This window comes from Streptomyces sp. NPDC044063 (genome assembly GCF_056434285.1).
Map to the genome: position 1 here is coordinate 115769 of NZ_JBWKFM010000022.1, position 23276 is coordinate 139044.

At 73.8% G+C, this 23276-nt stretch carries 17 protein-coding genes and 1 pseudogene; 9 read left to right on the forward strand and 9 right to left on the reverse strand.

Annotation, left to right across the window (positions count from 1 at the left end):
• Positions 1-38 precede the first annotated feature (38 nt).
• A pseudogene (locus AC07BS_RS24940) lies at positions 39-713 on the forward strand (sugar phosphate isomerase/epimerase family protein); the annotation flags it as partial.
• Here the strand turns inward: AC07BS_RS24940 and AC07BS_RS24945 are convergent.
• Positions 703-1677 (reverse strand): EamA family transporter, encoded by a 975-nt coding sequence (locus AC07BS_RS24945; RefSeq protein WP_478934555.1) that lies wholly within the window; start codon positions 1675-1677, stop codon positions 703-705. The pseudogene AC07BS_RS24940 and the gene AC07BS_RS24945 overlap by 11 nt on opposite strands.
• Positions 1678-1771: 94 nt before the next feature.
• On the opposite strand from AC07BS_RS24945, the gene AC07BS_RS24950 reads away from it, so the two are divergent.
• The 3 genes from AC07BS_RS24950 to AC07BS_RS24960 all read left to right on the forward strand — a co-directional run bounded on the left by AC07BS_RS24950 (position 1772) and on the right by AC07BS_RS24960 (position 4389).
• Positions 1772-2677 (forward strand): LysR family transcriptional regulator, encoded by a 906-nt coding sequence (locus tag AC07BS_RS24950; protein WP_478934556.1) that lies wholly within the window; start codon positions 1772-1774, stop codon positions 2675-2677.
• 79 nt (positions 2678-2756) lie between these two features.
• Positions 2757-3398 (forward strand): TetR/AcrR family transcriptional regulator, encoded by a 642-nt coding sequence (locus tag AC07BS_RS24955; protein WP_478641770.1) that lies wholly within the window; start codon positions 2757-2759, stop codon positions 3396-3398.
• Positions 3399-3756: 358 nt separating this feature from the next.
• Complete coding sequence (locus tag AC07BS_RS24960; RefSeq protein WP_478641772.1) at positions 3757-4389, forward strand: hypothetical protein; 633 nt, start codon at positions 3757-3759, stop codon at positions 4387-4389.
• A 25-nt stretch (positions 4390-4414) separates the two neighbouring features.
• On the opposite strand, the gene AC07BS_RS24965 is transcribed toward AC07BS_RS24960, so the two are convergent.
• The 4 genes from AC07BS_RS24965 to speB all read right to left on the reverse strand — a co-directional run bounded on the left by AC07BS_RS24965 (position 4415) and on the right by speB (position 13144).
• Positions 4415-5848 carry a S28 family serine protease gene (locus AC07BS_RS24965; protein ID WP_478641775.1) on the reverse strand — a complete coding sequence of 478 codons (1434 nt, stop codon included), beginning with the start codon at positions 5846-5848 and terminating at the stop codon, positions 4415-4417.
• Between the two features lie 115 nt (positions 5849-5963).
• Positions 5964-9704 carry an ABC transporter ATP-binding protein gene (locus AC07BS_RS24970; protein WP_478641778.1) on the reverse strand — a complete coding sequence of 1247 codons (3741 nt, stop codon included), beginning with the start codon at positions 9702-9704 and terminating at the stop codon, positions 5964-5966.
• 103 nt (positions 9705-9807) lie between these two features.
• A complete protein-coding gene (kdpB, locus tag AC07BS_RS24975) occupies positions 9808-11967 on the reverse strand; it encodes a potassium-transporting ATPase subunit KdpB (RefSeq protein WP_478934557.1) in 2160 nt (719 codons plus the stop codon).
• Positions 11968-12172: 205 nt separating this feature from the next.
• The gene (speB, locus tag AC07BS_RS24980; protein WP_478934558.1) at positions 12173-13144 is read right to left on the reverse strand and encodes an agmatinase; all 972 of its coding nucleotides are present in this window, start codon (positions 13142-13144) and stop codon (positions 12173-12175) included.
• A gap of 186 nt (positions 13145-13330) precedes the next feature.
• Between speB and AC07BS_RS24985 the strand changes: the two genes are divergently transcribed.
• Positions 13331-14116: a phosphatase gene (locus tag AC07BS_RS24985; protein ID WP_478641783.1), complete on the forward strand. Its 786-nt coding sequence runs from the start codon at positions 13331-13333 to the stop codon at positions 14114-14116.
• Between the two features lie 43 nt (positions 14117-14159).
• Here AC07BS_RS24985 and AC07BS_RS24990 read toward each other — a convergent pair whose 3' ends face one another.
• The 4 genes from AC07BS_RS24990 to AC07BS_RS25005 form a co-directional block, all read right to left on the reverse strand.
• Positions 14160-14402: a hypothetical protein gene (locus AC07BS_RS24990; RefSeq protein WP_478641784.1), complete on the reverse strand. Its 243-nt coding sequence runs from the start codon at positions 14400-14402 to the stop codon at positions 14160-14162.
• Between the two features lie 43 nt (positions 14403-14445).
• Positions 14446-15333 (reverse strand): acyl-CoA thioesterase II, encoded by an 888-nt coding sequence (gene tesB / locus AC07BS_RS24995; RefSeq protein WP_478641786.1) that lies wholly within the window; start codon positions 15331-15333, stop codon positions 14446-14448.
• Positions 15334-15344: 11 nt separating this feature from the next.
• A complete protein-coding gene (locus AC07BS_RS25000) occupies positions 15345-16502 on the reverse strand; it encodes an acyl-CoA dehydrogenase family protein (RefSeq protein ID WP_478641788.1) in 1158 nt (385 codons plus the stop codon).
• A gap of 124 nt (positions 16503-16626) precedes the next feature.
• Positions 16627-17241, reverse strand: coding sequence for an SACE_7040 family transcriptional regulator (locus tag AC07BS_RS25005; protein WP_478934559.1), 615 nt, complete (start codon positions 17239-17241; stop codon positions 16627-16629).
• Between the two features lie 89 nt (positions 17242-17330).
• On the opposite strand from AC07BS_RS25005, the gene AC07BS_RS25010 reads away from it, so the two are divergent.
• The 4 genes from AC07BS_RS25010 to AC07BS_RS25025 are packed head-to-tail and all read left to right on the forward strand — an operon-like array spanning position 17331 to position 23145.
• Positions 17331-18947 carry a carboxyl transferase domain-containing protein gene (locus tag AC07BS_RS25010; protein ID WP_478934560.1) on the forward strand — a complete coding sequence of 539 codons (1617 nt, stop codon included), beginning with the start codon at positions 17331-17333 and terminating at the stop codon, positions 18945-18947.
• A gap of 8 nt (positions 18948-18955) precedes the next feature.
• Positions 18956-21028 carry an acetyl/propionyl/methylcrotonyl-CoA carboxylase subunit alpha gene (locus AC07BS_RS25015; protein ID WP_478641794.1) on the forward strand — a complete coding sequence of 691 codons (2073 nt, stop codon included), beginning with the start codon at positions 18956-18958 and terminating at the stop codon, positions 21026-21028.
• Complete coding sequence (locus tag AC07BS_RS25020) at positions 21025-21963, forward strand: hydroxymethylglutaryl-CoA lyase (protein WP_478641795.1); 939 nt, start codon at positions 21025-21027, stop codon at positions 21961-21963. The genes AC07BS_RS25015 and AC07BS_RS25020 overlap by 4 nt, the downstream gene beginning before the upstream one ends.
• Before the next feature lie 9 nt (positions 21964-21972).
• On the forward strand, positions 21973-23145 hold the full coding sequence (locus AC07BS_RS25025; protein WP_478642146.1) for an acyl-CoA dehydrogenase family protein: 1173 nt from the start codon (positions 21973-21975) through the stop codon (positions 23143-23145).
• The last annotated feature ends 131 nt before the right edge of the window (positions 23146-23276 follow it).

Genomic DNA, 23276 nt, shown 5'->3' on the forward strand with positions numbered 1-23276 from the left:
AGGGCATTTCCCGCGGCCCGGCGGGGAAACCGCTCAGCATGAAGCTGGCCTTCTCCACTCTCGGAACACCCGGGCTGCCGCTGAGCGACGTGGTGCGGCTCGCGACGACCCACGGCTACGACGGGGTGGAGCTGCGGGCCCACCCCGAGGAGCCCGTGCACCCCGGCGTGCCACCGGGGACGCGGGCCGCGGCGGCCGCCGCGTTCGCGGAGGCGGGCGTGGCGGTCCTGGCGGTGGCCGGGTACGCGCGCGTGGCCGCCGCCGGGCCCGACGAGCCGGTGCTGGCCGAGCTGGACGGCCTGGTGCGGCTCGCCGGCGACCTGGGGGCCGGGTACGTCCGGGTGTTCCCCGGCGGCGGCGAGCGGCCCGCGGCCGAGGCCGACGAGGCGGCCGCGCGGCGGCTGGGGACGATCGCGCCGCTGGCCGCCGACACGGGCGTGCGCGTCCTGCTGGAGACCCACGACTCGCACCCCCGCGCCCAGGACGCCGTACGCGTGCTGGGGCCGGTGGGACACGGCAGCGTCGGGGCGCTGTGGGACGTGCTGCACACCTGGCGGGCCGGCGAGGAGCCCGCCGCCAGCTTCCCCGCGCTGGCCCCGCACCTGGGCTACGTCCAGGTCAAGGACGTCGGGTCGGCCGACGACAGCACCCCCTTGCAGCTGGGCACGGGGGTGCTGCCACTGGGCGCGTGCGTGGGGGCGCTCAGCCGGGCGGGGTGGGACGGCTGGCTGTGCTGGGAGTACGAGAAGCGGTGGCACCCGCAGGTGGCCGAGTTCGCCCAGCTGGCGGGGCCGGGGGCCGAGTATCTGCGGGGACTGGTCGCCGCCGCCCCGCGAGGGAGGTGACGGCGACCCCGCCCACCAGCAGCACCGCCGCGCACAGCCGCAGCGGCCCGGGCGTCTCCCCCAGCAGCAGCGCCGCCGAGGTCATGCCGAAGACCGGCACCAGCAGGGTGAAGGGGGCGACGGACGAAGCGTCGTAGGAGCGCAGCAGGAAGCTCCAGGCGCCGAAGCCCAGGAGGGTGCTGACCCAGGCGACGAACAGCAGGGCGCCCGCCCCGGAGAGGTCCAGCGAGCGCAGGGCCTCGGCGTCGGCCTCCGGCCCCTCGAAGAGGAGCGAGAGCGCGAGGAGCGGCAGCACCGGCACGGTGCTGATCCAGATGGTGAAGCGCAGCCCGTCGGCGGGCGCGGCCTTGCGGGTCAGGACGTTGGAGACGCCCCAGCAGGCCGCCGCGACGACGACCAGGACGAAGCCCAGGAGCGGCCCCGAGGCGCTCTCGTCGACGGCGGCGAGGACGATGCCCGCCGCGGCCACGGCCATGCCGGCCAGCCGGACCCTGCCGGGGCGCTCACCCAGGGCGAGGATCGCGAAGAGGGCGGTGAAGACCGCCTGTGACTGGAGCACGAGCGAGGACAGCCCGGCCGGGGCGCCGCTCCGCATGCCGACGAAGAGCAGACCGAACTTCCCGACGCCCAGCGCCAGCCCGACCCCGATGATCCAGCGCCACCGCACGGGCGGCGGCCCGGCGAAGAGGACGGCGGGCAGCGCGGCCACGAGGAAGCGCAGCGCGCAGAAGAGCAGCGGCGGGAAGTGGTCGAGGCCGACATCGATCACGACGAAGTTGACGCCCCACAGGGCCGCGACGGCGACGGCGAGGGCTATGTGCGGTGGACGCATGCGACCAGCGTGATCGTTCACGACCCTGTAGCACCAGCGCGCGATTCTTCATGATGGGATTCAGCGATGCTGAATCCACAGGGGGGTTGACCTGATGCTGGACCTGTCGCGACTGCGCGCGCTGCACGCCGTCTCCGTGCACGGTTCGGTGAGCGCGGCGGCCGTCGCGCTCGGATACACACCGTCCGCCGTGTCGCAGTCGATCACCAAGCTGGAGCGGGAGACCCGCACCACCCTGCTGGAGCGCCGGGGGCGCGGGGTGGTGCTGACCGACGCCGCGGTACGGCTCACGGAGACCGCGCGGGAGCTGCTGGCCCTGGTCGAACGGGCCGAGACCGATCTGGAGGAGCGGCGCGGGCAGCCCACGGGCCGGCTGGTGGTCGGGGCGTTCGCGTCGGCGGCCCGTGGGCTGATGCCGGGCGTGCTGGCCGCGCTCGGCCGCGCCCACCCCACCCTGGACGCCCGGCTGTCCGAGATCGACCCGCACCTGTCCATCGGCCTGGTGGCGCGGGGCGCCCTCGACCTGGCGGTGGCGTTCGAGTGGGATTCCGAGCCGCTGCCCGCGCCCGACGGCCTGGAGCGGGTGCGGATCGGCGACGACGTGTGCGACGTGCTGGTGCCGGAGGACCATCCGCTCGCCGGGCGGGAGTCGTTGGGCGCGCGGGACCTGACGCACCGGCGCTGGGTCTGCCAGCCGCCCGGCACGGTCTGCCACGACTGGCTGGTGCGCACGCTGCGCGGTGCCGGCAGCGAGCCGGACCTCGCCTACCAGGTGGCCGAGAACCACACCCAGGTCGCCCTCGTCGCGGCCGGCCTCGGCATCGCGCTGGTGCCCCGGCTCGGCCGCGGGCAGCTCCCCGTCGGCGTACGGGCGGTGCCCCTCGAACCCACCCCCACCCGGCGGCTGTTCGCCTACTGGCGCGCGGGGGCGGCCCGCCGCCCGGCCATCCACGAGACCGTCCGGCTGCTGCGCGAGCAGTGGCCGGAGCGCAGTTTCTGACCGGTGCGCGGGCCCGCCCCCGCGCCCGGCCGCCCGGGCCCGTGAACCGTATGATGAACGCTCGTCGAGGGGGCGGCTCATGTCGGTGGAGACCAGGGAACGGCTGATCACGGCGGCGGGCGCGGTGCTGCGGACCCAGGGGTACGGCAAGGCCAGCGCGCGGACCATCGCCCGGGAGGCCGGCGTCAACTCCGCCCTGGTCTTCTATCACTTCGGCGGCGTCGATCCCCTGCTGTTCGCCGCCCTGGACCGGTCCTCCGCCGAGCGGATGGAGCGGCACACCGCCACCGTGGGCGGCGCCCGCACCCTGGAGGAGCTGGCCGAGGCGGCCACCCGCGTGTACCGCGACGACCTCGAAGGCGGTCACATCACCCTGCTGTCCGAGCTCGTCGCCGCGGCGGTCGCCAAGCCGGAGCTGCGCGAGGAGATCCGGACGCGGGTCGAGCCGTGGCTGGCGTTCATGGAGGAGACCCTGGAGCGGGTCATCGGGGGCACCCCGCTGGGCCGGCTGATGCCGCCCCGGGACCTGGCCAACGCGGCGGTCACCTTCTACCTCGGCGTCAACCTCTTCACCGTGCTGGACAGCGACCGCTCCCGCACCGACTCGGTCTTCGCCATGGTCCGGCGGCTCGCCCCGCGGGCCGGGCTGCTCGCCCTCCGCCCCACCATGCGGCTGGGCCGGGCGCGCGGCGTCCGGGGGCCGCGCCGCGCCGCGGGCTGACCCCGCGGCGGCCCTCCGGCGGCCCCTCCCACGGGCCCGGAGCGCGCGTGGCCGGCGGAACCGCTCCGGCGCGCGTCCCGTCCAACGGGCGTGCTGCCTCCGGGTTCCGCAGAGCGGTGTCGGCTCCGCCGCTGGCCGCGTCGCCGACCGCCCTCTCCGCCGCCTGCGGACGGCGGCACGCCGCCGCCGGTGCACCCCCTCCGACGCACCGGTGGCGGATGCCCGGCGACCGGCGACCGGCCGGTTCCGCCCGGCCCGGGGGCGCGCGGTCACCCTCCGCGAAGCCTCCCGCACGCCTGGTGTGCGCCGGTGGCCGTCGGGTAACTCTGGACGCCCGTAGGGTGGGTTGGGGGAGACCATGCGCCATCGAGCGCTGCCGCGGGCGCTGTTCGCGCTCGCCGTGCTGTACGGCTCCTACGCGCTCACCGGCTGCCAGGCGGCCGGCCGGGCCGGATCGGAGACCGTCGCCCAGGGCGGGGAGGCCGTCACGCCCGCCGGGCCGCGGGGCGGGGCCGCGTTCCTGGCCCGCGGCGCGTGCACGGGCCGTGGCGTGCCCGCCTTCGCCGAGGTGGACTGCGGGAGCGACCAGGCGGCGGCGAGCGTCCTGGCCCGCTACTACGGCCCGCGCGAGGGCGGCCCGCGCTGCCCCGACACCACGGACTTCGTCCTGCACATCACGGCGGTCGACGCGGGGACGTCGGAGTCGGAGAGCGTCCCCGAGGGCTACGCCTGCATGCGCAACCTGCGGCCGCCGCACCCGGGCGACCCCGGCAGGGGCGGCGGACCGCTGACCGTGCCGGGGGACTGCGTCTACACCGAGCGGCACGGCGTGGTGAAGGAGACCGCCTGCGACGGCGCCGGCGACCACGCCCCCGAGTTCCGCGTGGAGCGGGCCGCGCGCGACCGTGAGGACTGCCCGCCGGGCACCGACCTGTACGTACAGATCGGCGGCGGGGCACCCGTGGGGTGCGCCCGCCGCCTACCGGTCTGACGGTCCTGCCGGTCCTGCCGGGGTGCTACGGACGCAGGCTGGAGCGGCGCTCCACGTCCTTGCGGTCGAGCTTGGAGTTGAACGGCGCCAGCGGCTTGGCCTCGCGGTCGTCCTTCTGGACGGCGGCGGGGGCCACACCGGCCCAGCGCAGGACCTCGGCGGTCGCCTTGGCCCGCTCGTCGGCGACCAGGTCGGCGATCTTGGTGCCGTGGTTGCCGCCCGGGGCGAAGAAGCGGTAGTCGTGCCGCTTCTCGGCGTTCCGGCCGAGACGGAACGGCTCGGCGCTCCACGGGTCGTTCTGACCGTAGACGAAGAGCATGCGCGTGCTGTCCTCGCGCACCCAGCGGTCGACGTCGGTCATCGAGCCCTTGCGGAAGCTCATCGGTATGTCACGCGGCACGTAGTTGCGCGGCGAGTAGATGCCGGGGTACCGCAGCAGGCCCTTGAGGTGGGGCGACTTGAAGGTCGGCGCGCCCAGTTCGGTGCCGGCCTGGTAGTAGTACGGCGTGAACTTCTCGAGGCCCTGGTCGGTGTAGCCGTCGAAGCCGGAGATCTCGTCGATGAACTTGTAGAGGTCGTCCGTGGACGCCTTGGTGGCCGGGACGGTCTTGCAGTCGCTCTGCAGGTGGTACTGCCAGAACGCCCACACGAGGTCCAGGACGACGTTCTCGTAGGCCTTGTCGGCGCTGCCGACGACCTTGAACGTCTTGCCGTTGGCGTCGGCCCACTTCTGGTAGCGGGCGACGATCTCGTCGCGGCGGACCAGCGCCTCGCGCTGCACCGAGTTGAGCTGGGTGCGGCAGGCCTTGTCGCCGACGTTCGCGAAGAACCGGTCGTAGGCCGAGTCCTCGTTGTTGTCGACGTCGTTGGGCGCGACGTAGGCGACGGTGCCGTTCATGTCGTTCGGGTAGAAGCGACGGAAGTAGGTGGCCGTCATGCCGCCCTTGCTGCCGCCGGTGGCCAGCCAGTTCTTGTTGTAGACCGGCTTGAGCGCCTGGAAGAGGCGGTGCTGGTCGCTGGCGGCCTGCCATATGTCGAGCTTCGACCAGTCGGCGGGCTGGGGCCGCGACGGGGTGAAGAAGCGGTACTCCATCGACACCTGGTTGCCGTCGACGATCCGGGCCGGCTCGCTGCGCGACGGGGTGGTGTTGACGTTGTAGCCGGAGGTGAAGAACACCGTGGGCCGGTCGGTGGACTTGTGCAGCAGGGTGAAGCGCTGCTCGAACGTCCCCTTGGCCGGGTTCCGGTGGTCCACCGGCTGCTTGTAGTTCAGGACGAGGTAGCGGAAGCCCTCGTAGGGCTTCTCCTCGACGAAGCTCATCCCCGGAATCTTCAGGACGCGCTCCTTGATGTCCGGCACGGTGCCGGCGTCGGTCGCCGCCCCTGCCGCCGCGCTGCCGGCACCGACCGTCCCTATGGACATCGTCAGTGCCAGCAGCGCTCTGAGTGCCTTGCGCATACGCCCTCCCCTGGGTTCGCAAAGGTCGCCGCGAACCTACCGGGGGTACCGTGCGCCACGCCAGAGTCAGCGGGGAAGGAATTCGATCTTGATGGTGCTGCGGCCCCGCTGACGCTCAGGCCGGGACGGTCTCGCCCTTGAACGTCCGCCACAGCCGCGCGTAGTGGCCGTCCAGCGCCAGCAGCTCGGTGTGGGTGCCGTCCTCGACCACCCGGCCGCGGTCCAGGACGACCACCCGGTCCGCGCGGGCCGCGGTGGTCAGCCGGTGGGCCACCACCAGGGTCGTGCGGCGCCCGGCCAGCCGGTCCGTCGCCTCGTTGACCAGGGCCTCGGTCGCGAGGTCCAGGGCCGCCGTGGCCTCGTCCAGCAACAGGACGTCGGGGTCGACCAGTTCGGCCCGGGCCAGGGCGATCAGCTGCCGCTGGCCCGCGGAGAGGTTGCGGCCGCGCTCGCTGACGGCGTGGAGATAGCCGCCGTCCAGCGTGGCGATCATCTCGTGCGCCCCCACCGCCCGTGCCGCCGCCTCGACCTCCGCGTCGCTCGCGTCCGGCCGCCCGTAGGCGATCGCGTCGCGCACCGTGCCGGGGAAGAGGTACGGCTCCTGCGGGACGACGCCGAGCCGGTGCCGGTACGCGACGGGCTCCAGCCCGCGCAGGTCGCGCCCGTCCACGCGCACCGCGCCGGACACCGGGTCGTAGAACCGGGCGACCAGCTTGACCAGCGTGGACTTGCCGGCGCCCGTCTCGCCGACGAACGCCACCGTCTGGCCCGCCGGAACGGTCAGCCGGACGCCGTCCAGCGCGGGCGCGTCACCGTCGGCGCCCGCGTACCGGAAGCGCACGTCGTCGAAGACGACCTCGCCGCTCAGCTTCCGCACCTCGTACGGCTCCGCGGCCACCGGGGTCGTCGTCGGCTCGCGCAGCAGCTCCTGCACCCGGCCGAGGGAGACGGTGGCCTGCTGGTAGCCGTCGAAGACCTGGGACAGCTGCTGGACGGGGGCGAAGAACAGGTCGATGTAGAGGAGGTAGGCCACCAGGGCGCCCGCCGTCAGCGTGCCCTGCTCCACCCGGCCCGCGCCGACGATCAGCACCGCGGCCGACGCCACGGACGACAGCAGCTGCACGAACGGGAAGTACACCGAGATCAGGAACTGGCCGCGCACCCGCGCCTCGCGGTAGGAGGCGCTGCGGTCGGCGAACCGCCGGCCGCCCGCGGCCTCCCGGCGGAAGGCCTGCACGATCCGCAGCCCGGCCACGCCCTCCTGGAGGTCGGCGTTGACCAGGCCGACCCGCTCGCGGGCGAGCTCGTACGCCGCGACGCTCTTCCGGCGGAAGACGACCGTGCCGACGACCAGCGGCGGCAGGGTGGCGAGGACGACGAGGGCCAGCTGGGCGTCGAGGACGACGAGCGCGACGAGTATGCCGAAGAAGGTGAGGACGGAGACCACGGCGGTGACCAGACCGGTCTGCAGGAACGTCGACATGGCGTCGATGTCCGTCGTCATCCGGGTCATGATCTTGCCGGTGAGCTCGCGCTCGTAGTAGTCCAGGCCGAGCCGCTGCAACTGGGCGAAGATCTTCACGCGCAGCGAGTAGAGCACCCGCTCGCCCGTGCGTCCGGTCAGCCGCGTCTCGCCGATCTGCGCCGCCCACTGGACGAGCACCACCAGCAGGGCGAGCCCGGAGGCCGCCCAGACCGCGCCGAGCGCCAGGCGCTGGACGCCCTGGTCGATGCCGTGCCGGATCAGGACGGGCAGCAGCAGGCCCGCCAGCGCGTCGACGGCCACCAGCAGCAGGCTGACGGCCAGGGGCGCCCCGAAGCCGCGCAGCAGGCGGCGCAGCCCGTACGACTCCTCGGGCCGCGCGGCGCCGTCCTCGTCGACGTCGGGGGTGTCGTCGGCCGGCGGCAGCGCCGCGACCTTGGCGAGCAGCTCGGGCGTGGCGGGCGCCCCGGCGCCCGCGCCGGCCCCGGCCTCGCCGGCGTCCTTGCGCACCCACAGGCCGGGCGTGATCCCGTCGACCGCACGGCGGCCGGCGGGACGACCGTTCCCGGCGGCGGCCACCGGCGTGCCGTCGAGGACCGCCACGGCGCCCGCGGGGTCCTTGGTGACGCCCGCGAGCTCCTCGGGGTCGGTGAGCAGCCGCCGGTACTGCGCGCAGCGCTCCTCGAGCTCCTCCGCCGTGCCGACGTCGACGAGACGGCCGCCGTCGAGGACGGCGATGCGGTCGGCCAGGGCGAGGGTGGAGGCGCGATGGGCGATCAGCAGGGTCGTACGGCCCGCCATGACGCCGCGCAGCGCCTCGTGGATCTCGTGCTCCACGCGGGCGTCGACCGCGGAGGTCGCGTCGTCCAGGAGGAGCAGCCGGGGGTCGGTGAGGATCGCGCGGGCGAGCGCGATGCGCTGGCGCTGGCCGCCGGAGAGGGTCAATCCCTGCTCGCCGACCTCGGTGGCGTAGCCCTCGGGCAGCGCCGAGATGAAGCCGTCCGCCTGCGCGGCGCGCGCGGCCGCCCGGACCTGCTCGTCGGTGGCGTCCGGCACGCCGTAGGCGATGTTGTCGCGGATGCTGTCGGAGAACAGGAAGCTGTCCTCAGGGACCAGGCCGATCGCCGACCGCAGGGAGGGCAGGGTCAGCTCGCGCACGTCGTGGCCGCCGACCCGCACCGTGCCGGAGGTGGCGTCGTAGAAGCGCGGCAGCAGCAGGGCGAGCGTGGACTTGCCGCTGCCGGAGGCGCCGACGACGGCCAGGGTCTCGCCGGGCTCGACGCGCAGGCTGAGGCCGGCCAGGACGGGCCGCTCGGGGTCGTAGCCGAAGGTCACGTCGTCGAACTCGACGGTGGCGGGGGCGTCCTCGGGCAGCTCGCGCGCCCCGGCGCGCTCCCGCACCACGGGCTCGGTGTCGATGAGCTCCAGTACGCGCTCGACGCCCGCGCGGGCCTGCTGGCCGACGGTGAGCACCATGGTCAGCATCCGCACCGGGCCCACGAGCTGCGCCAGGTAGGTGGAGAAGGCGACGAAGGTGCCGAGGGTGACCTGGCCGCGGGTGGCCATCCAGCCGCCCAGCGCCAGCATGGCGACCTGGCCGAGCGCGGGCACCGCCTGCAGGGCGGGGGTGTAGCGCGAGTTCAGCCGGATCGTGCGCATCCGGGCGGCGAACAGGCTCCGCCCGGCCTCGCGCAGCTTCCCGGACTCCTGCGCCTCCTGGCCGAAGCCCTTGACGACGCGGACGCCCGTCACGGCGCCGTCCACGACGCCCGCCACGGCCGCCGCCTGTCCCTGGGCGACCCAGGTGGCCGGGAAGACCTTGACGCGGCTGCGCTGGGCGAGGAACCAGAGCGCGGGGGCGACCGCCAGGGCCACCACGGTGAGCAGCGGCGAGAGCACCGCCATCACGATGAGGGAGATGACGAAGAGCAGGATGTTGCCGATCATCATCGGCAGCATGAACAGCAGGCTCTGGATCAGCTGGAGGTCGCTGGTGGCCCGGCCGACGACCTGGCCGGTGGAGAGCTCGTCCTGCCGCCGGCCGTCGAGCCGGGCGATAGAGGCGTGCATCTCGGTCCGCAGGTCGTGCTGAACGTCGAGGGCGAGCCTGCCGCCGTAGTAGCGGCGGACGTACGTGAGGCCGTAGACGACGACCGCGGCCACGATCAGCAGCGTGGCCCAGGGGGCGAGCGGCCGCTCGCCGGAGCCTATGACGTCGTCGATGATCAGCTTGGGTATGAGCGGGACGAGCGCCATGACGGCCATGCCGGCGAGGGAGGAGCCCAGCGCGAGCAGCACCGCGCCGCGGTACCGCCAGCAGTACCCGGCGAGCCTCCTGGCCCACCCTTGTCCCGTCGCATCCCTCGCCGCCACCCCGGACCTCCCGCTGTCCCGCTCCCCTGTTCCGACGGAAGGCCCCAACGCCGTGGGCTGCGGATTTCATCCCGCCGCAATGAAATCGGCGGTCGCGTACGCGTCACATGCCCGGGATGTACTGGATCAGGAGATCGATGAGCTTGATCCCGATGAAGGGCGCGACCAGCCCGCCCAGGCCGTAGAGGCCCAGGTTCCGGCGCAGCAGCGCGTGCGCGGAGGAGGGGGCGTAGCGCACGCCGCGCAGGGCGAGCGGGATCAGGGCGACGATGACGAGCGCGTTGAAGACGATCGCGGAGGCGATGGCCGAGGTGGAGCTGTGGAGGCCCATGACGTTGAGCTTCTCCAGGCCCTCGTAGCCGGCCACGCCGCCGAACATCGCGGGGACGATGGCGAAGTACTTGGCGACGTCGTTGCAGATGGAGAAGGTGGTCAGCGCGCCGCGCGTGATGAGCAGCTGCTTGCCGACCTCGACGATCTCGATGAGCTTGGTGGGGTCGGAGTCGAGGTCGACCATGTTGCCGGCCTCCTTGGCGGCCGAGGTGCCGCTGTTCATCGCCACGCCCACGTCGGCCTGGGCCAGGGCGGGCGCGTCGTTGGTGCCGTCGCCGGTCATGGCGACGAGGTTGCCGCCGGCCTGTTCCTCGCGGATGCGGGCGAGCTTCGCCTCCGGGGTGGCCTCGGCCACGTAGTCGTCGACGCCCGCCTCGGCGGCGATGGCCCGGGCGGTCAGCGGGTTGTCGCCGGTGACCATGACGGTCCTGATGCCCATGGCCCGCAGCTCGGCGAAGCGCTGGGCGATGCCCGGCTTGACGACGTCCTTGAGGTGGACGGCGCCCAGCACCCGGGTGCCGCCGGGGTCCTCGATCGCGACGAGCAGCGGGGTGCCGCCGCCCGCGGCGATGGAGTCGGCGATCCACCGGGCGTCCTCGGGCACCGTGCCGCCGCGCCGCTGGACCCAGTGCAGCACCGCGTCGGTCGCGCCCTTGCGGATGCGGCAGAAGTCGCCCTCGTAGGAGAAGTCGACCCCGCTCATCCGAGTGCCGGCGGAGAAGGGCACGAAGCGGCCGTGCGCGTAGTCGGCGGCGGCGCGGTGGATGCCGTGGTGTTCGGCGAGCTCGACGATGGAGCGGCCCTCGGGCGTCTCGTCGGCGAGCGAGGAGAGCTGGGCGGCGTCGGCCAGCAGGTCGTGCGTGACGCCCTGGACGGGCACGAAGGAGGCCGCCCGGCGGTTGCCGAGGGTGATGGTGCCGGTCTTGTCCAGCAGCAGCGTGCCGACGTCACCGGCGGCCTCCACGGCCCGTCCGGAGAGCGCGATGACGTTGCGCTGCACGAGCCGGTCCATGCCGGCGATGCCGATCGCGGAGAGCAGGGCGCCGATGGTGGTCGGGATGAGGGTGACGAGCAGCGCGACGAGCACGGTGATGCTCTGCGGGGCGCCCGCCCAGCCGGCCATGGGCTGCAGCGAGACGACGGCCAGGATGAAGATCACGGTGAGCGAGGCGAGCAGGATGTTGAGCGCCAGCTCGTTGGGCGTCTTCTGCCGGCTGGTGCCCTCGACCAGGCCGATCATGCGGTCGAGGAAGGTGCTGCCGGCCCGTGAGGTGATCCGGACGACGATCCGGTCGGACAGTACGGTCGTGCCGCCGGTGACGCCGGAGCGGTCGCCGCCGGACTCCCGGACGACGGGGGCGGACTCGCCCGTGACGGCCGACTCGTCCACCGCGGCGGCGCCGTCGACGACCTCGCCGTCGCCGGGGATCGTCTCGCCCGCCTCGACGACCACGACGTCGTACGGCCGCAGGTCACCGGCCGCGACCCGCTCCTCCACCCAGTCGCGCCGGTCCATGCTCACCCGCCAGGTGCGCAGCCGGCGCGCGGTCGTGGTGGAGCGGGTGCGGCGCAGCGTCTCGGCCTGGGCCTTGCCGCGGCCCTCGGCGACGGCCTCCGCGAGATTGGCGAAGACGACGGTGAGCCACAGCCAGACGCTGATCAGCCAGGCGAAGACGGAGGGGTCGAGGAGGGCGGAGACCGTGGTGAGGGCGGAGCCCACCTCGACGGTGAAGAGCACCGGGTGCCGGACCATCACCCTCGGGTGCAGCTTGCGCAGCGCGTCCGGGAAGGAGGCCAGGAGCAGCGCGGGATCGACGGCGCCGCCCGCCACACGGCGGTGGCGGCGGCGCCGGGGCGGCCGGCCGGCGGGCGGCGGGAGGAGGAGGTCCTGTCGGTCCTGTCGGGGGGCTTCGGTCGCCAGGTGCGGCATCAGAGGGGTGGCCTTCGGCGGTCACGGCGGCGGTTGCGGCCGCCTCGGCGGGAATGACCGCCTCAGCAAACCGCCCCGGGCACGCTCCGCGACCGCGTCCTGACGCGCCCTTGTCGCGCGGCGGCCCCGGACTTACGCGGTCTTCACACCGCCGCCGGAACCGCCGGCCCGCCGGACGCGCCGACCCCCTGCCGGCGCCCGGACGTCAGCCGCGCGCGTCCGCGATCTGCCGCGACATGATCGTCGTCAGCTCGTACGCCGCGTGCGAGGCGGCGACCGAGGTGATCTCGGCGTGGTCGTACGCGGGGGCGACCTCGACCAGGTCGGCGGAGACCAGGTTGCAGGAGGACAGTCCGCGCAGGATCTCCAGCAGCTCGCGGGAGGTCAGACCGCCGGCCTCGGGCGTACCGGTGCCGGGCGCGTGGGCCGGGTCCAGGACGTCGATGTCGATGGAGATGTAGAGCGGGCGGTCGCCGACGCGCTGGCGCAGCTGGTCGGCGATCTCGTCGACGCCGCGGCGCATCACGTCGGCGGACGTGACGATGCCGAAGCCCATCTTCTCGTCGTCGGTGAGGTCCTTCTTGCCGTACAGCGGGCCGCGGGTGCCGACGTGCGACAGCGCGGAGGTGTCGAGGATGCCCTCCTCGACGGCCCGGCGGAACGGCGTGCCGTGGGTGTACTCGGCGCCGAAGTAGGTGTCCCAGGTGTCCAGGTGGGCGTCGAAGTGCAGCAGGGCCACGGGGCCGTGCTTCTTGGCCACCGAGCGCAGCAGGGGCAGCGCGATGGTGTGGTCGCCACCGAGGGTCATCATGCGGGCGCCGGTGCCCAGGATGTCGTCGGCCGCGGCCTCGATGGTCTCGACGGCCTCGTCGATGTTGAACGGGTTCGCGGCGATGTCGCCGGCGTCCGCGACCTGCGCGAGGGCGAAGGGCGACGCGTCCTGGGCCGGGTTGTACGGGCGCAGCAGGCGCGAGGCCTCGCGGATGGCGTTGCCGCCGAAGCGGGCGCCCGGGCGGTAGGACACGCCCGTGTCGAACGGCACGCCGACGACGGCGATGTCGGCGCTGCCGACCTCGTCGAGGCGGGGCAGGCGGGCGAAGGTCGCGGGGCCCGCGTAGCGCGGGATGCGGGAGGAGTCGACCGGGCCACGCGGTTCACGGGGGGCGGGGGTGCTCATGCTGGGGCCTCTCGGATCACGGACGGGGCGCCGACGGGTCACGATCGCGTCGACGTCGGAGCGGTCGCCCCGGGACGTACCCGAGGGTAGGCAGCACGGCGGATTCCGCACATGTACGGAAGTGAAGGATCCGCCGGGTCATATGGACACGACGTCCATCGCGCTTCACCGGGGGAGAATGAGCCCATGCCGATACCACCCAGCCGCGCCGAGCTGATCGATCACCTCGTCCGTACGCGCATCGCGGGCCACGTGGCCACTCCCCGGGAGAACAACCTCGACCACTACCGCAGGCTCGCCCAGGGCGACCGGCTGTACTGGCTGGGCGTGGAGCTCGGCGACCGGTGGACGGACGAGCAGGACGTGCTGGCGGTCATGGCCGAGCGCTGCGGCGTCAGCGACGACCTGGAGCACCGGGCGGGCCAGGACACCATCGACCCGGAGCTGACGGTGGCGGCGCTGGAGCGGGCGGCGACCTTCCTCCGCAAGGCGGCCGAGGACGGGCGGCGGGTGCTGTTCGCCACCGGCCATCCGGGCGGGCTGCTGGACGTGCACCGCGCGACGGCCGCCGCGCTGCGGGCGGCGGGCTGCGAGATCGTCTCCATCCCCAGTGGGCTGCGCGCGGACGACGGATCCGTCTACCAGGTCGCGGACGGGGTGGCGGTGTACGAGCGCGGGGCCACCCTGTGGCACACCCACTCCCCCGCCCCCATGGCGGCGATCCTCGACGGGCTGGAGTTCCAGGGCCGTCCCCGCCCCGACCTGGTGGTCGCCGACCACGGCTGGGCGGGCTGCGCGGCGCAGCGCGGCATCGACACGGTGGGCTTCGCCGACTGCAACGACCCGGCGCTCTTCCTCGCCGAGGCCGAGGGCACCCTTCAGGTGGCCGTCCCGCTGGACGACCACGTCCTGGACCCGCGCTTCTACGAGCCGATGACGGCGTACCTGCTGGGCGCGGCGGGGCTGGCGTAGCGGGCCGCTCCCGGGCGGGACACCGGGCGGGGCCGGGCCGGCCCTAGGCCCGCTTGTCCCAGCGGCCGTTCCAGCCCTTGACGGCCAGCCAGGAGCCGCCGTAGAGCACGGCGGCCTCGGCCCCGCGCAGCGCCAGGCCGGACATCAGCCTGGCGCTCCCGGTGAGGTCGACGATCCGGCCGTGGGCGAAGAAGGCGAAGACGATCCCGGCGGCGATCAGCGCCACGCCCCCGGCCATCAGCAGCGCCCGTATCGCGTTGCTCATCGCCACCTGTCCCTGTGCCATGCGGCCCCTCCCCTGGATGATCGGCCATCAGAGGGTAACGGCCTCAGCCGCGCGGCACCCGCACCACGCCCTCCTGGATGACGGAAACGGCCAGCCGCCCGTCCGCGGTGAAGATCCGGCCGCGGGCGAGGCCCCGGCCGCCCTGCGCCGTGGGGCTCTCCTGGTCGTAGAGCAGCCACTCGTCCGCCCGGAAGGGACGGTGGAACCACATGGCGTGGTCCAGGCTCGCGCCGACGACGTCGCCGATGGCCCAGCCGCCCCGCCCGTGGGCGAGCAGCACCGAGTCCAGGAGGGTCATGTCGGAGACGTAGGTGGCCAGGCACACATGCAGCAGCGGGTCGTCCGCGAGCTTGCCGTTGGTCCGGAACCACACCTGCGAGCGGGGCTCGCGCGGCTCGCCGACACTGGCCAGCGGCGGCTGGTCCACGTAGCGCAGGTCGACGGCGTCGCGCGCCTCCAGGATCCGCTCGACGGCCACCGGGCCGCCCAGCAGGTCCTCGTAGCGGGGCAGCAGCTCGGCGGCGGTGGGCAGGGTGAGCGGGTCGGGCGCGGCCGGCATCGGCTCCTGGTGCTCCAGGCCCTCCTCGTCGCACTGGAAGGACGCGGAGAGGTGGAAGATCGGCTGCCCGTGCTGCACGGCCACCACGCGGCGGGTGGTGAAGGAGCGGCCGTCGCGGATGCGGTCCACGGTGTAGACGATGGGCACCTCGGGGTCGCCGGGGCGCAGGAAGTAGGAGTGCAGCGAGTGGGCCTGCCGGTCCGCCGGGACCGTGCGCCCGGCGGCGACCAGGGCCTGGGCGGCGACCTGGCCGCCGAAGACGCGCGGCACGATGGTGGCGCTGCCGGCGGCGCCGCGGAAGATGTTCTCCTCGATCGGTTCGAGGTCGAGCAGGCCGAGGAGGTCGTCGAGGGCGGTGAGGGGCTCGTTCATGGTCGGAGGTCTCACAGTCCCATCGACTTGGCGATGATCGAGCGCATGACCTCGCTGGTGCCGCCGTAGATGCGGCTGACGCGGGTGTCCGCGTACAGGCGTGCGACGGGGTACTCCATCATGTAGCCGTAACCGCCGTGCAGCTGGAGGCACTTGTCGATGACGACGGCGGCGCGCTCGGTGGTGAAGAGCTTGGCGGAGGCCGCGTCGGCGGCGGTCAGCTCGCCCGCGTCGTGCGCCTCCAGGGCCCGGTCCACGACCGCCTGCATCGCGTCGACCTCGGCCCGGCAGTCGGCCAGCACGAACTTGGTGTTCTGGAAGGACGCCACCGGCTGTCCGAAGACGGTGCGCTCCCGTACGTAGGCGAGGGCGAAGTCCAGGGCGGCGGCCGACTGCGCGTAGGCGCCGAAGGCGATGCCCAGCCGCTCCTGCGGGAGGTTGTGCGCGAGGTAGGAGAAGGCCTCGCCCTCCTCGCCGAGGAGGTCCTCGACGGGCACCTTGACGTCGGTGAAGGAGAGTTCGGCGGTGTCGGAGGTCTTCAGGCCGAGCTTCTCCAGCTTGCGGCCGACGGCGTAGCCCTCGGACGCCGCGTCGACGACGAGGAGGGAGATGCCACGGCGCCGGTCCTCCGCGCCGGGCGGGGCGGTGCGTGCGCAGACGATCACGCGGTCGGCGTGGACTCCGCCGGTGATGAACGTCTTGGCGCCGTTGAGGACGTAGTGCGTGCCGTCCTCGGAGAGCCGGGCGGTGGTCCGCATCCCGGCGAGGTCCGAGCCGGTGCCGGGCTCGGTCATGGCGATGGCGGTCATCATCCCGCCGGAGACGAAGGGCGGCAGCCAGCGCCGCTTCTGCTCCTCGTTCGCGTACGCCAGGAGGTAGGGCAGGCACAGCGCGGTGTGCACGCCGGCGCTGCCGAAGGTGACGCCGGCGCGGGCGCACTCCTCGGCGATGACGGCCTGGAACTTGAAGGTGCGCAGGCCCGCGCCGCCGTACTCCTCGGGCACCTCGATACCGAAGACGCCGAGCGCGCCCAGCTTCCGGTAGAGGTCGCGCGGCACGATGCCCGCCTCGCGCCATTCGTCGTGGTGGGGAACGACCTCGGCGGCGATGAAGTCCCGGATCGTGGCCCGGAATGCCTCGTGGTCCTCGTCGAAGACGGTGCGGCGCATACGGCGTCCTCCCGGCTGTATAAGCGCTTGCTCAGGCAAGCTACCGGCCGGTACCGGAGCTGTCCAGATCCGATCGGCCGGATCGCGACGGTCCGCTCCCGCGGCCTTCCGGCACCGCCCCGCGTCAGGTCGAGAGCGCGGCCAGCGCCCCCAGCGCGAGGCGGCGCAGGAGGGCGGCCGTGGCCGCGCGGCCGGGCAGGGCGCCGGGCCGGCCGAGGTGCGGCGTGGAGTTCAGCAGCCCGAAGACGGCGTGGACCGCGGCCCGCGCCTCCGCCTCGGCGGCCTCCGGGTGCAGCCGGCGCACCACGTCCACCCACAGCTCGACGTACTGCCGCTGGAGGGAGCGGACCAGCTTGCGGTCGCTGTCGCGGAGCTGGCCGAGCTCGCGGTCGTGGAGGGTGATCAGCGCGCGGTCGTCGAGCGCGAAGTCGATGTGCCCGTCGATCAGGGCGTCGAGCACCGCGGCCGGCCCGGCCGCGGACCCCGCGGCGTCCGCCACGCGCTGCCGTCCGCCCGTCAGGAGTCGGCCGCTGATGCCCACCAGCAGCTCGGCGAGCATCGCGTCCTTGCCCGCGAAGTGGCGGTAGAGCCCGGGCCCGCTGATGCCGACGGCCGCGCCGATCTCGTCCACCCCCACGCCGTGGAAGCCGCGCTCGGCGAAGAGCCGGGCGGCCTCCCGGAGGATCTGCTCGCGGCGGGTGGGCCGGTCGGTACGGGTGCCGGTGGCTGCGTCTTTCACGAAATCGATTCTAGACAGCGGCGTTAGTGGTCGTTAACCTGAAGGCGGATGTGTTAACGCTCATTAACCGAGCAAGGGAGCTCGAGGACATGCAGCAGGCACCGGCGCTGAGGAGCGCCGTGGATCCGGCGTCCGACGGCCGGCGGGCCAATGAGGCCGCGCACCGCGAGCTGCTCGCGGAACTGCGGGAGAAGCTCGCCGCCGCGCGGCTGGGCGGCGGGGCGAGGGCCCGCGAGCGGCACACCGCGCGCGGCAAGCTGCTGCCCCGCGACCGGGTGGACGCCCTGCTGGACCCCGGTTCGCCGTTCCTGGAGATCGCCCCCCTGGCGGCCGAGGGGATGTACGGCGGGGCCGCCCCGGCGGCGGGCGTCATCGCGGGCATCGGGCGGGTGTCGGGCCGCGAGACGGTGATCGTCGCCAACGACGCCACCGTCAAGGGCGGCACCTACTACCCCATGACCGTCAAGAAGCACCTGCGCGCCCAGGAGATCGCCCTGGAGAACAGGCTCCCTTGCCTGTATCTCGTCGACTCCGGCGGCGCCTTCCTGCCCATGCAGGACGAGGTCTTCCCCGACCGCGACCACTTCGGCCGGATCTTCTACAACCAGGCCCGTATGTCCGGCGCCGGCATCCCGCAGATCGCCGCGGTGCTCGGCTCCTGCACGGCCGGCGGGGCGTACGTCCCGGCCATGAGCGACGAGGCCGTCATCGTGCGCGGCCAGGGCACGATCTTCCTGGGGGGTCCGCCGCTGGTGAAGGCCGCGACCGGCGAGGTCGTCACGGCCGAGGAGCTGGGCGGCGGCGAGGTCCACTCCAAGGTCTCCGGCGTCACCGACCACCTCGCCGAGGACGACGCCCACGCCCTGCGCATCGTGCGGACCATCGTCTCGACGCTCCCGGAGCGCGGCCCGCTGCCCTGGACCGTGGAGCCGGCCGAGGAGCCCGCCGTCGACCCCGCCGGGCTCTACGGCGCCGTCCCGGTCGACTCCCGCACGCCGTACGACGTGCGCGAGGTCATCGCCCGCGTCGTCGACGGCTCGCGCTTCGCCGAGTTCAAGGCGGAGTTCGGGCAGACCCTGGTCACCGGCTTCGCCCGGATCCACGGCCACCCCGTCGGCATCGTCGCCAACAACGGCATCCTCTTCTCCGAGTCCGCCCAGAAGGGCGCCCACTTCATCGAGCTGTGCGACCAGCGCGGCATCCCGCTGGTCTTCCTGCAGAACATCTCCGGCTTCATGGTCGGCCGGCAGTACGAGGCCGGCGGCATCGCCAAGCACGGCGCCAAGATGGTCACCGCCGTGGCCTGCGCGCGCGTGCCGAAGCTGACGGTCGTCATAGGCGGCTCCTACGGCGCCGGGAACTACTCGATGTGCGGCCGCGCCTACGGACCCCGCTTCCTGTGGATGTGGCCCAACGCCAAGATCTCCGTCATGGGCGGCGAGCAGGCCGCCTCCGTCCTCGCCACCGTCAAGCGCGACCAGCTCGAAGCCCGCGGCGAGGAGTGGGGCACGGAGGACGAGGAGGCCTTCCGGGCCCCCATCCGCGAGCAGTACGAGCAGCAGGGCAACGCCTACTACGCGACCGCCCGGCTGTGGGACGACGGCGTCATCGACCCCCTGGAGACCCGGCAGGTGCTGGGACTGGCCCTGACCGCCTGCGCCAACGCCCCCCTGGGCGAGGGTGGCTACGGCGTCTTCCGGATGTGAGGCGGAGCATGTTCGAGACTGTCCTTGTCGCCAACCGCGGCGAGATCGCCGTCCGCGTCATCCGGACGCTGCGCGCGCTGGGCATCCGTTCCGTCGCCGTGTACAGCGACGCCGACGCCGGTGCCCGGCACGTCCGCGAGGCCGACACCGCGGTGCGGATCGGCCCGGCGGCCGCCGCCGAGAGCTATCTGTCGGTCGAGCGCCTGCTGGAGGCCGCCGCCCGCACGGGCGCCCAGGCCGTCCACCCCGGCTACGGCTTCCTCGCCGAGAACGCCGCCTTCGCCCGCGCCTGCGCCGACGCCGGGCTCGCCTTCATCGGCCCGCCCGCCGCGGCGATCGAGCTGATGGGCGACAAGATCCGGGCCAAGGAGACGGTCCGCGCCGCGGGTGTGCCGGTCGTGCCCGGTTCCTCCGGCAGCGGCCTCACCGACGAGGAGCTCATCGCGGCCGCGCGGGAGATCGGCACCCCGGTGCTGCTGAAGCCGTCGGCCGGCGGCGGCGGCAAGGGCATGCGGCTCGTCCGGGACGAGGCCCTGCTCGCCGAGGAGATCGCCGCCGCCCGGCGCGAGGCACGCGGCTCCTTCGGCGACGACACCCTCCTCGTCGAGCGGTGGGTCGACCGCCCCCGGCACATCGAGATCCAGGTGCTCGCTGACGGCCACGGCGGTGTCGTCCATCTCGGCGAGCGCGAGTGCTCCCTGCAACGGCGCCACCAGAAGATCATCGAGGAGGCGCCCAGCGTCCTGCTGGACGACGCCACGCGCGCCGCGATGGGCGAGGCGGCGGTCCAGGCCGCCCGGTCCTGCGGGTACGAGGGCGCGGGCACGGTGGAGTTCATCGTCCCCGGCGACGACCCCTCCTCCTACTACTTCATGGAGATGAACACCCGGCTCCAGGTCGAGCACCCCGTCACTGAGCTGATCACGGGCCTGGACCTGGTGGAGTGGCAGATCCGGGTGGCCGCCGGCGAGGCGCTGGACCGGACCCAGGAGGACGTGACGTTCTCCGGTCACGCCGTGGAGGCCCGCGTCTGCGCCGAGACCGCGCGCGTGAGCGGCGAGCGGGTCGACTTCCTGCCCTCGGCGGGCACGGTCCTGGTGCTGCGCGAGCCGGCGGGCGAGGGGGTCCGGGTGGACTCCGGCCTGCTGGAGGGCGCGGAGGTCGGCACGTCCTACGACCCCATGCTCGCCAAGGTGATCGCCCACGGCCCCGACCGGGCCACCGCCCTGCGCCGGCTGCGGGCCGCGCTCGCGGAGACCACGGTCCTCGGCGTCGACACCAACGTGGGCTTCCTCCGCCGCCTGCTGGCCCATCCGTCCGTCGTCTCGGGCGACCTCGACACCGGCCTGGTCGACCGGGACGCGGCGTCCCTGGTCCCCGCGGAGGTGCCGGAGGAGGTCTATGTGGCGGGCGCGCTGCGGGCCCGGCGGGAGCTGGTCCCGGCTCCCGGGGCCGCCCCGGGCGGCTGGGTGGACCCGTTCTCGGTGCCGAGCGGCTGGCGCCTGGGCGGCGAGGCCGCCTGGACCCCCCACCACTTCCGCGTCCCGGGCCACACCCCGGTGACGGTCCGCGTCCGCGGCGACGTCCCGGCGACGGAGTTCCTGGTGGAGCCCTCGGACGGGACGCCGTCCGCCCGGGAGCCCGGCACCGCGCGGCTGCTGCCCTCGGCAGAGGGCGGGGCGGGGGAGCGGCTCACGCTCGACCTCGACGGCACCACCCGCGCCCTCACCACCACCCGCACCCCCGACGGCGCCATCTGGCTGGCCCACGACGGGGACACCTGGCACCTCCTCCCCCACGACCCCGTCCAGGCGTCCCTGAGCGGCGGCGGGTCCGCGGCCCACGCCGGCACCCTCACCGCCCCCATGCCCGGCACGGTCACGGTCGTCAAGGCGGCCGTCGGGGACGAGGTCGCCGCCGGCCAGAGCCTGCTCGTCGTCGAGGCGATGAAGATGGAGCACGTCATCGCCGCCCCCCACGCCGGCACCGTCACCGAGCTCGATGTGACCGCCGGTGCCACGGTGGCCATGGACCAGGTGCTGGCCGTGGTCGCCCCGGCCGCGCCCCAGGAGGAGTCATGACCGGCGGACTGCCGATGACCGTCCCGGACCCCACCCTCCCGGCCCGGGTCCGCATCCACGAGGTGGGCCCCCGCGACGGCCTGCAGAACGAGAAGACGGTCGTCCCGACGGAGGTCAAGGCGGAGTTCATCCGCCGGCTGGCGGACGCCGGCCTGGACACGGTCGAGGCGACGAGCTTCGTACGGCCGGAGTGGGTGCCCCAGCTGGCCGACGCCGAGCGGCTGCTGCCGATGCTGGAGGGCGTCCCGGCCCGGCTGCCCGTGCTGGTGCCCAACCGGCGCGGCCTGGACCGCGCGCTCGCCCTCGGCGTCCGGGAGATCGCCGTCTTCGGCAGCGTCACCGAGTCCTTCGCCAAGGCCAATCTCAACCGCACGGTCGACGAGTCGCTGGAGATGTTCGCGCCGGTCGTCGCCACGGCCCGCGAGGCGGGCCTGCGGGTCCGCGGCTATCTCTCCATGTGCTTCGGCGACCCCTGGGAGGGCGCCGTGCCCGTCGAGCGGACGGTCCGCGTGGCCCGCCGCCTGCTCGACCTGGGCTGCGACGAGCTGAGCCTGGGCGACACCATCGGCGTGGCCACCGCCGGCCACGTCGCCGCGCTGCTGACCGCGCTGGGCGAGGCCGGCGTGCCCGCCGAGCGGCTCGCCGTGCACTTCCACGACACCTACGGCCAGGCCCTGGCCAACACCCTCACCGCCCTGCGGCACGGCGTCACCACCGTCGACGCCTCCGCCGGCGGCCTCGGCGGCTGCCCGTACGCCAAGAGCGCCACCGGCAATCTCGCCACCGAGGACCTCGTGTGGATGCTCGACGGCCTCGGTGTCAGCACCGGGGTCGACCTCGGCCGTCTCACCGCCACCAGCGTGTGGATGGCCGGCCACCTGGGCCGACCCAGCCCGTCCCGCACCGTCCGCGCCCTCTCCCACCAGGAGCCCTGAGCCATGTCGCTGGACCACCGCCTCTCCCCCGAGCACGAGGAACTCCGCCGCACCGTGGAGGAGTTCGCGCACGACGTGGTCGCCCCCAAGATCGGCGACTACTACGAGCGGCATGAATTCCCGTACGAGATCGTGCGGGAGATGGGTCGCATGGGCCTCTTCGGGCTGCCGTTCCCCGAGGAGTACGGCGGCATGGGCGGGGACTACCTGGCCCTCGGGCTGGTCCTGGAGGAGCTGGCCCGTGTGGACTCCTCCGTGGCCATCACCCTGGAGGCGGGGGTCTCGCTCGGCGCGATGCCGATCTTCCGCTTCGGCACCGAGGAGCAGAAGCGCACCTGGCTGCCGAAGCTCTGCTCCGGCGAGATGCTGGGCGCCTTCGGCCTGACCGAGCCCGACGGCGGCTCGGACGCGGGCGCCACCCGCACCACGGCCCGCCTGGACGAGGCGACGAACGAATGGGTGATCAACGGCACCAAGTGCTTCATCACCAACTCCGGCACGGACATCACCGGCCTGGTCACCGTCACCGCCGTCACCGGCCACAAGCCGGACGGCAAGCCCCTGATCTCCTCGATCATCGTCCCGTCCGGCACCCCCGGCTTCACGGTCGCGGCGCCCTACTCCAAGGTCGGCTGGAACGCCTCCGACACCCGCGAGCTGTCCTTCTCCGACGTCCGGGTGCCGGCGGCCAACCTGCTGGGTGAGCTGGGCCGCGGCTACGCCCAGTTCCTGCGGATACTGGACGAGGGCCGGATCGCGATCTCCGCGCTGGCCACGGGCCTGGCCCAGGGCTGCGTCGACGAGTCCGTGACGTACGCCAGGACCCGGGAGGCCTTCGGGCGGCCGATCGGCGCCAACCAGGCCATCCAGTTCAAGATCGCCGACATGGAGATGCGGGCCCACACCGCCCGGATCGCCTGGCGCGACGCCGCCTCCCGGCTGGTGCACGGCGAGCCGTTCAAGAAGGAGGCGGCGCTGGCCAAGCTCTACTCCTCCGAGATCGCGGTGACCAACGCCCGCGAGGCCACCCAGATCCACGGCGGCTACGGCTTCATGAACGAGTACCCGGTGGCCCGTATGTGGCGGGACTCCAAGATCCTCGAAATCGGTGAGGGCACCAGCGAGGTCCAGCGCATGCTGATCGCCCGCGAGCTGGGCCTCGGCGACCTCGGAGCGGCGTAGGCGCGTCAGCGGCCGCGTCCGGCCGTATCTGTCCCAGGGGCCGGGGGGGGGGGGGGGGGGGGGGGGGGGGGGGGGGGGGGGGGGGGGGGGGGGGGGGGGGGGGGGGGGGGGGGGGGGGGGGGGGGGGGGGG

Bases quoted from the DNA above. Each gene is read 5' to 3' on its own strand.
- AC07BS_RS24945 (WP_478934555.1), bottom strand. From the start codon at position 1,677: ATGCGTCCACCGCACATAGCCCTCGCCGTCGCCGTCGCGGCCCTGTGG.
- AC07BS_RS24950 (WP_478934556.1), top strand. From the start codon at position 1,772: ATGCTGGACCTGTCGCGACTGCGCGCGCTGCACGCCGTCTCCGTGCAC.
- AC07BS_RS24955 (WP_478641770.1), top strand. From the start codon at position 2,757: ATGTCGGTGGAGACCAGGGAACGGCTGATCACGGCGGCGGGCGCGGTG.
- AC07BS_RS24960 (WP_478641772.1), top strand. From the start codon at position 3,757: ATGCGCCATCGAGCGCTGCCGCGGGCGCTGTTCGCGCTCGCCGTGCTG.
- AC07BS_RS24965 (WP_478641775.1), bottom strand. From the start codon at position 5,848: ATGCGCAAGGCACTCAGAGCGCTGCTGGCACTGACGATGTCCATAGGG.
- kdpB (WP_478934557.1), bottom strand. From the start codon at position 11,967: ATGCCGCACCTGGCGACCGAAGCCCCCCGACAGGACCGACAGGACCTC.
- speB (WP_478934558.1), bottom strand. From the start codon at position 13,144: ATGAGCACCCCCGCCCCCCGTGAACCGCGTGGCCCGGTCGACTCCTCC.
- AC07BS_RS24985 (WP_478641783.1), top strand. From the start codon at position 13,331: ATGCCGATACCACCCAGCCGCGCCGAGCTGATCGATCACCTCGTCCGT.
- AC07BS_RS24990 (WP_478641784.1), bottom strand. From the start codon at position 14,402: ATGGCACAGGGACAGGTGGCGATGAGCAACGCGATACGGGCGCTGCTG.
- tesB (WP_478641786.1), bottom strand. From the start codon at position 15,333: ATGAACGAGCCCCTCACCGCCCTCGACGACCTCCTCGGCCTGCTCGAC.
- AC07BS_RS25000 (WP_478641788.1), bottom strand. From the start codon at position 16,502: ATGCGCCGCACCGTCTTCGACGAGGACCACGAGGCATTCCGGGCCACG.
- AC07BS_RS25010 (WP_478934560.1), top strand. From the start codon at position 17,331: ATGCAGCAGGCACCGGCGCTGAGGAGCGCCGTGGATCCGGCGTCCGAC.
- AC07BS_RS25015 (WP_478641794.1), top strand. From the start codon at position 18,956: ATGTTCGAGACTGTCCTTGTCGCCAACCGCGGCGAGATCGCCGTCCGC.
- AC07BS_RS25020 (WP_478641795.1), top strand. From the start codon at position 21,025: ATGACCGGCGGACTGCCGATGACCGTCCCGGACCCCACCCTCCCGGCC.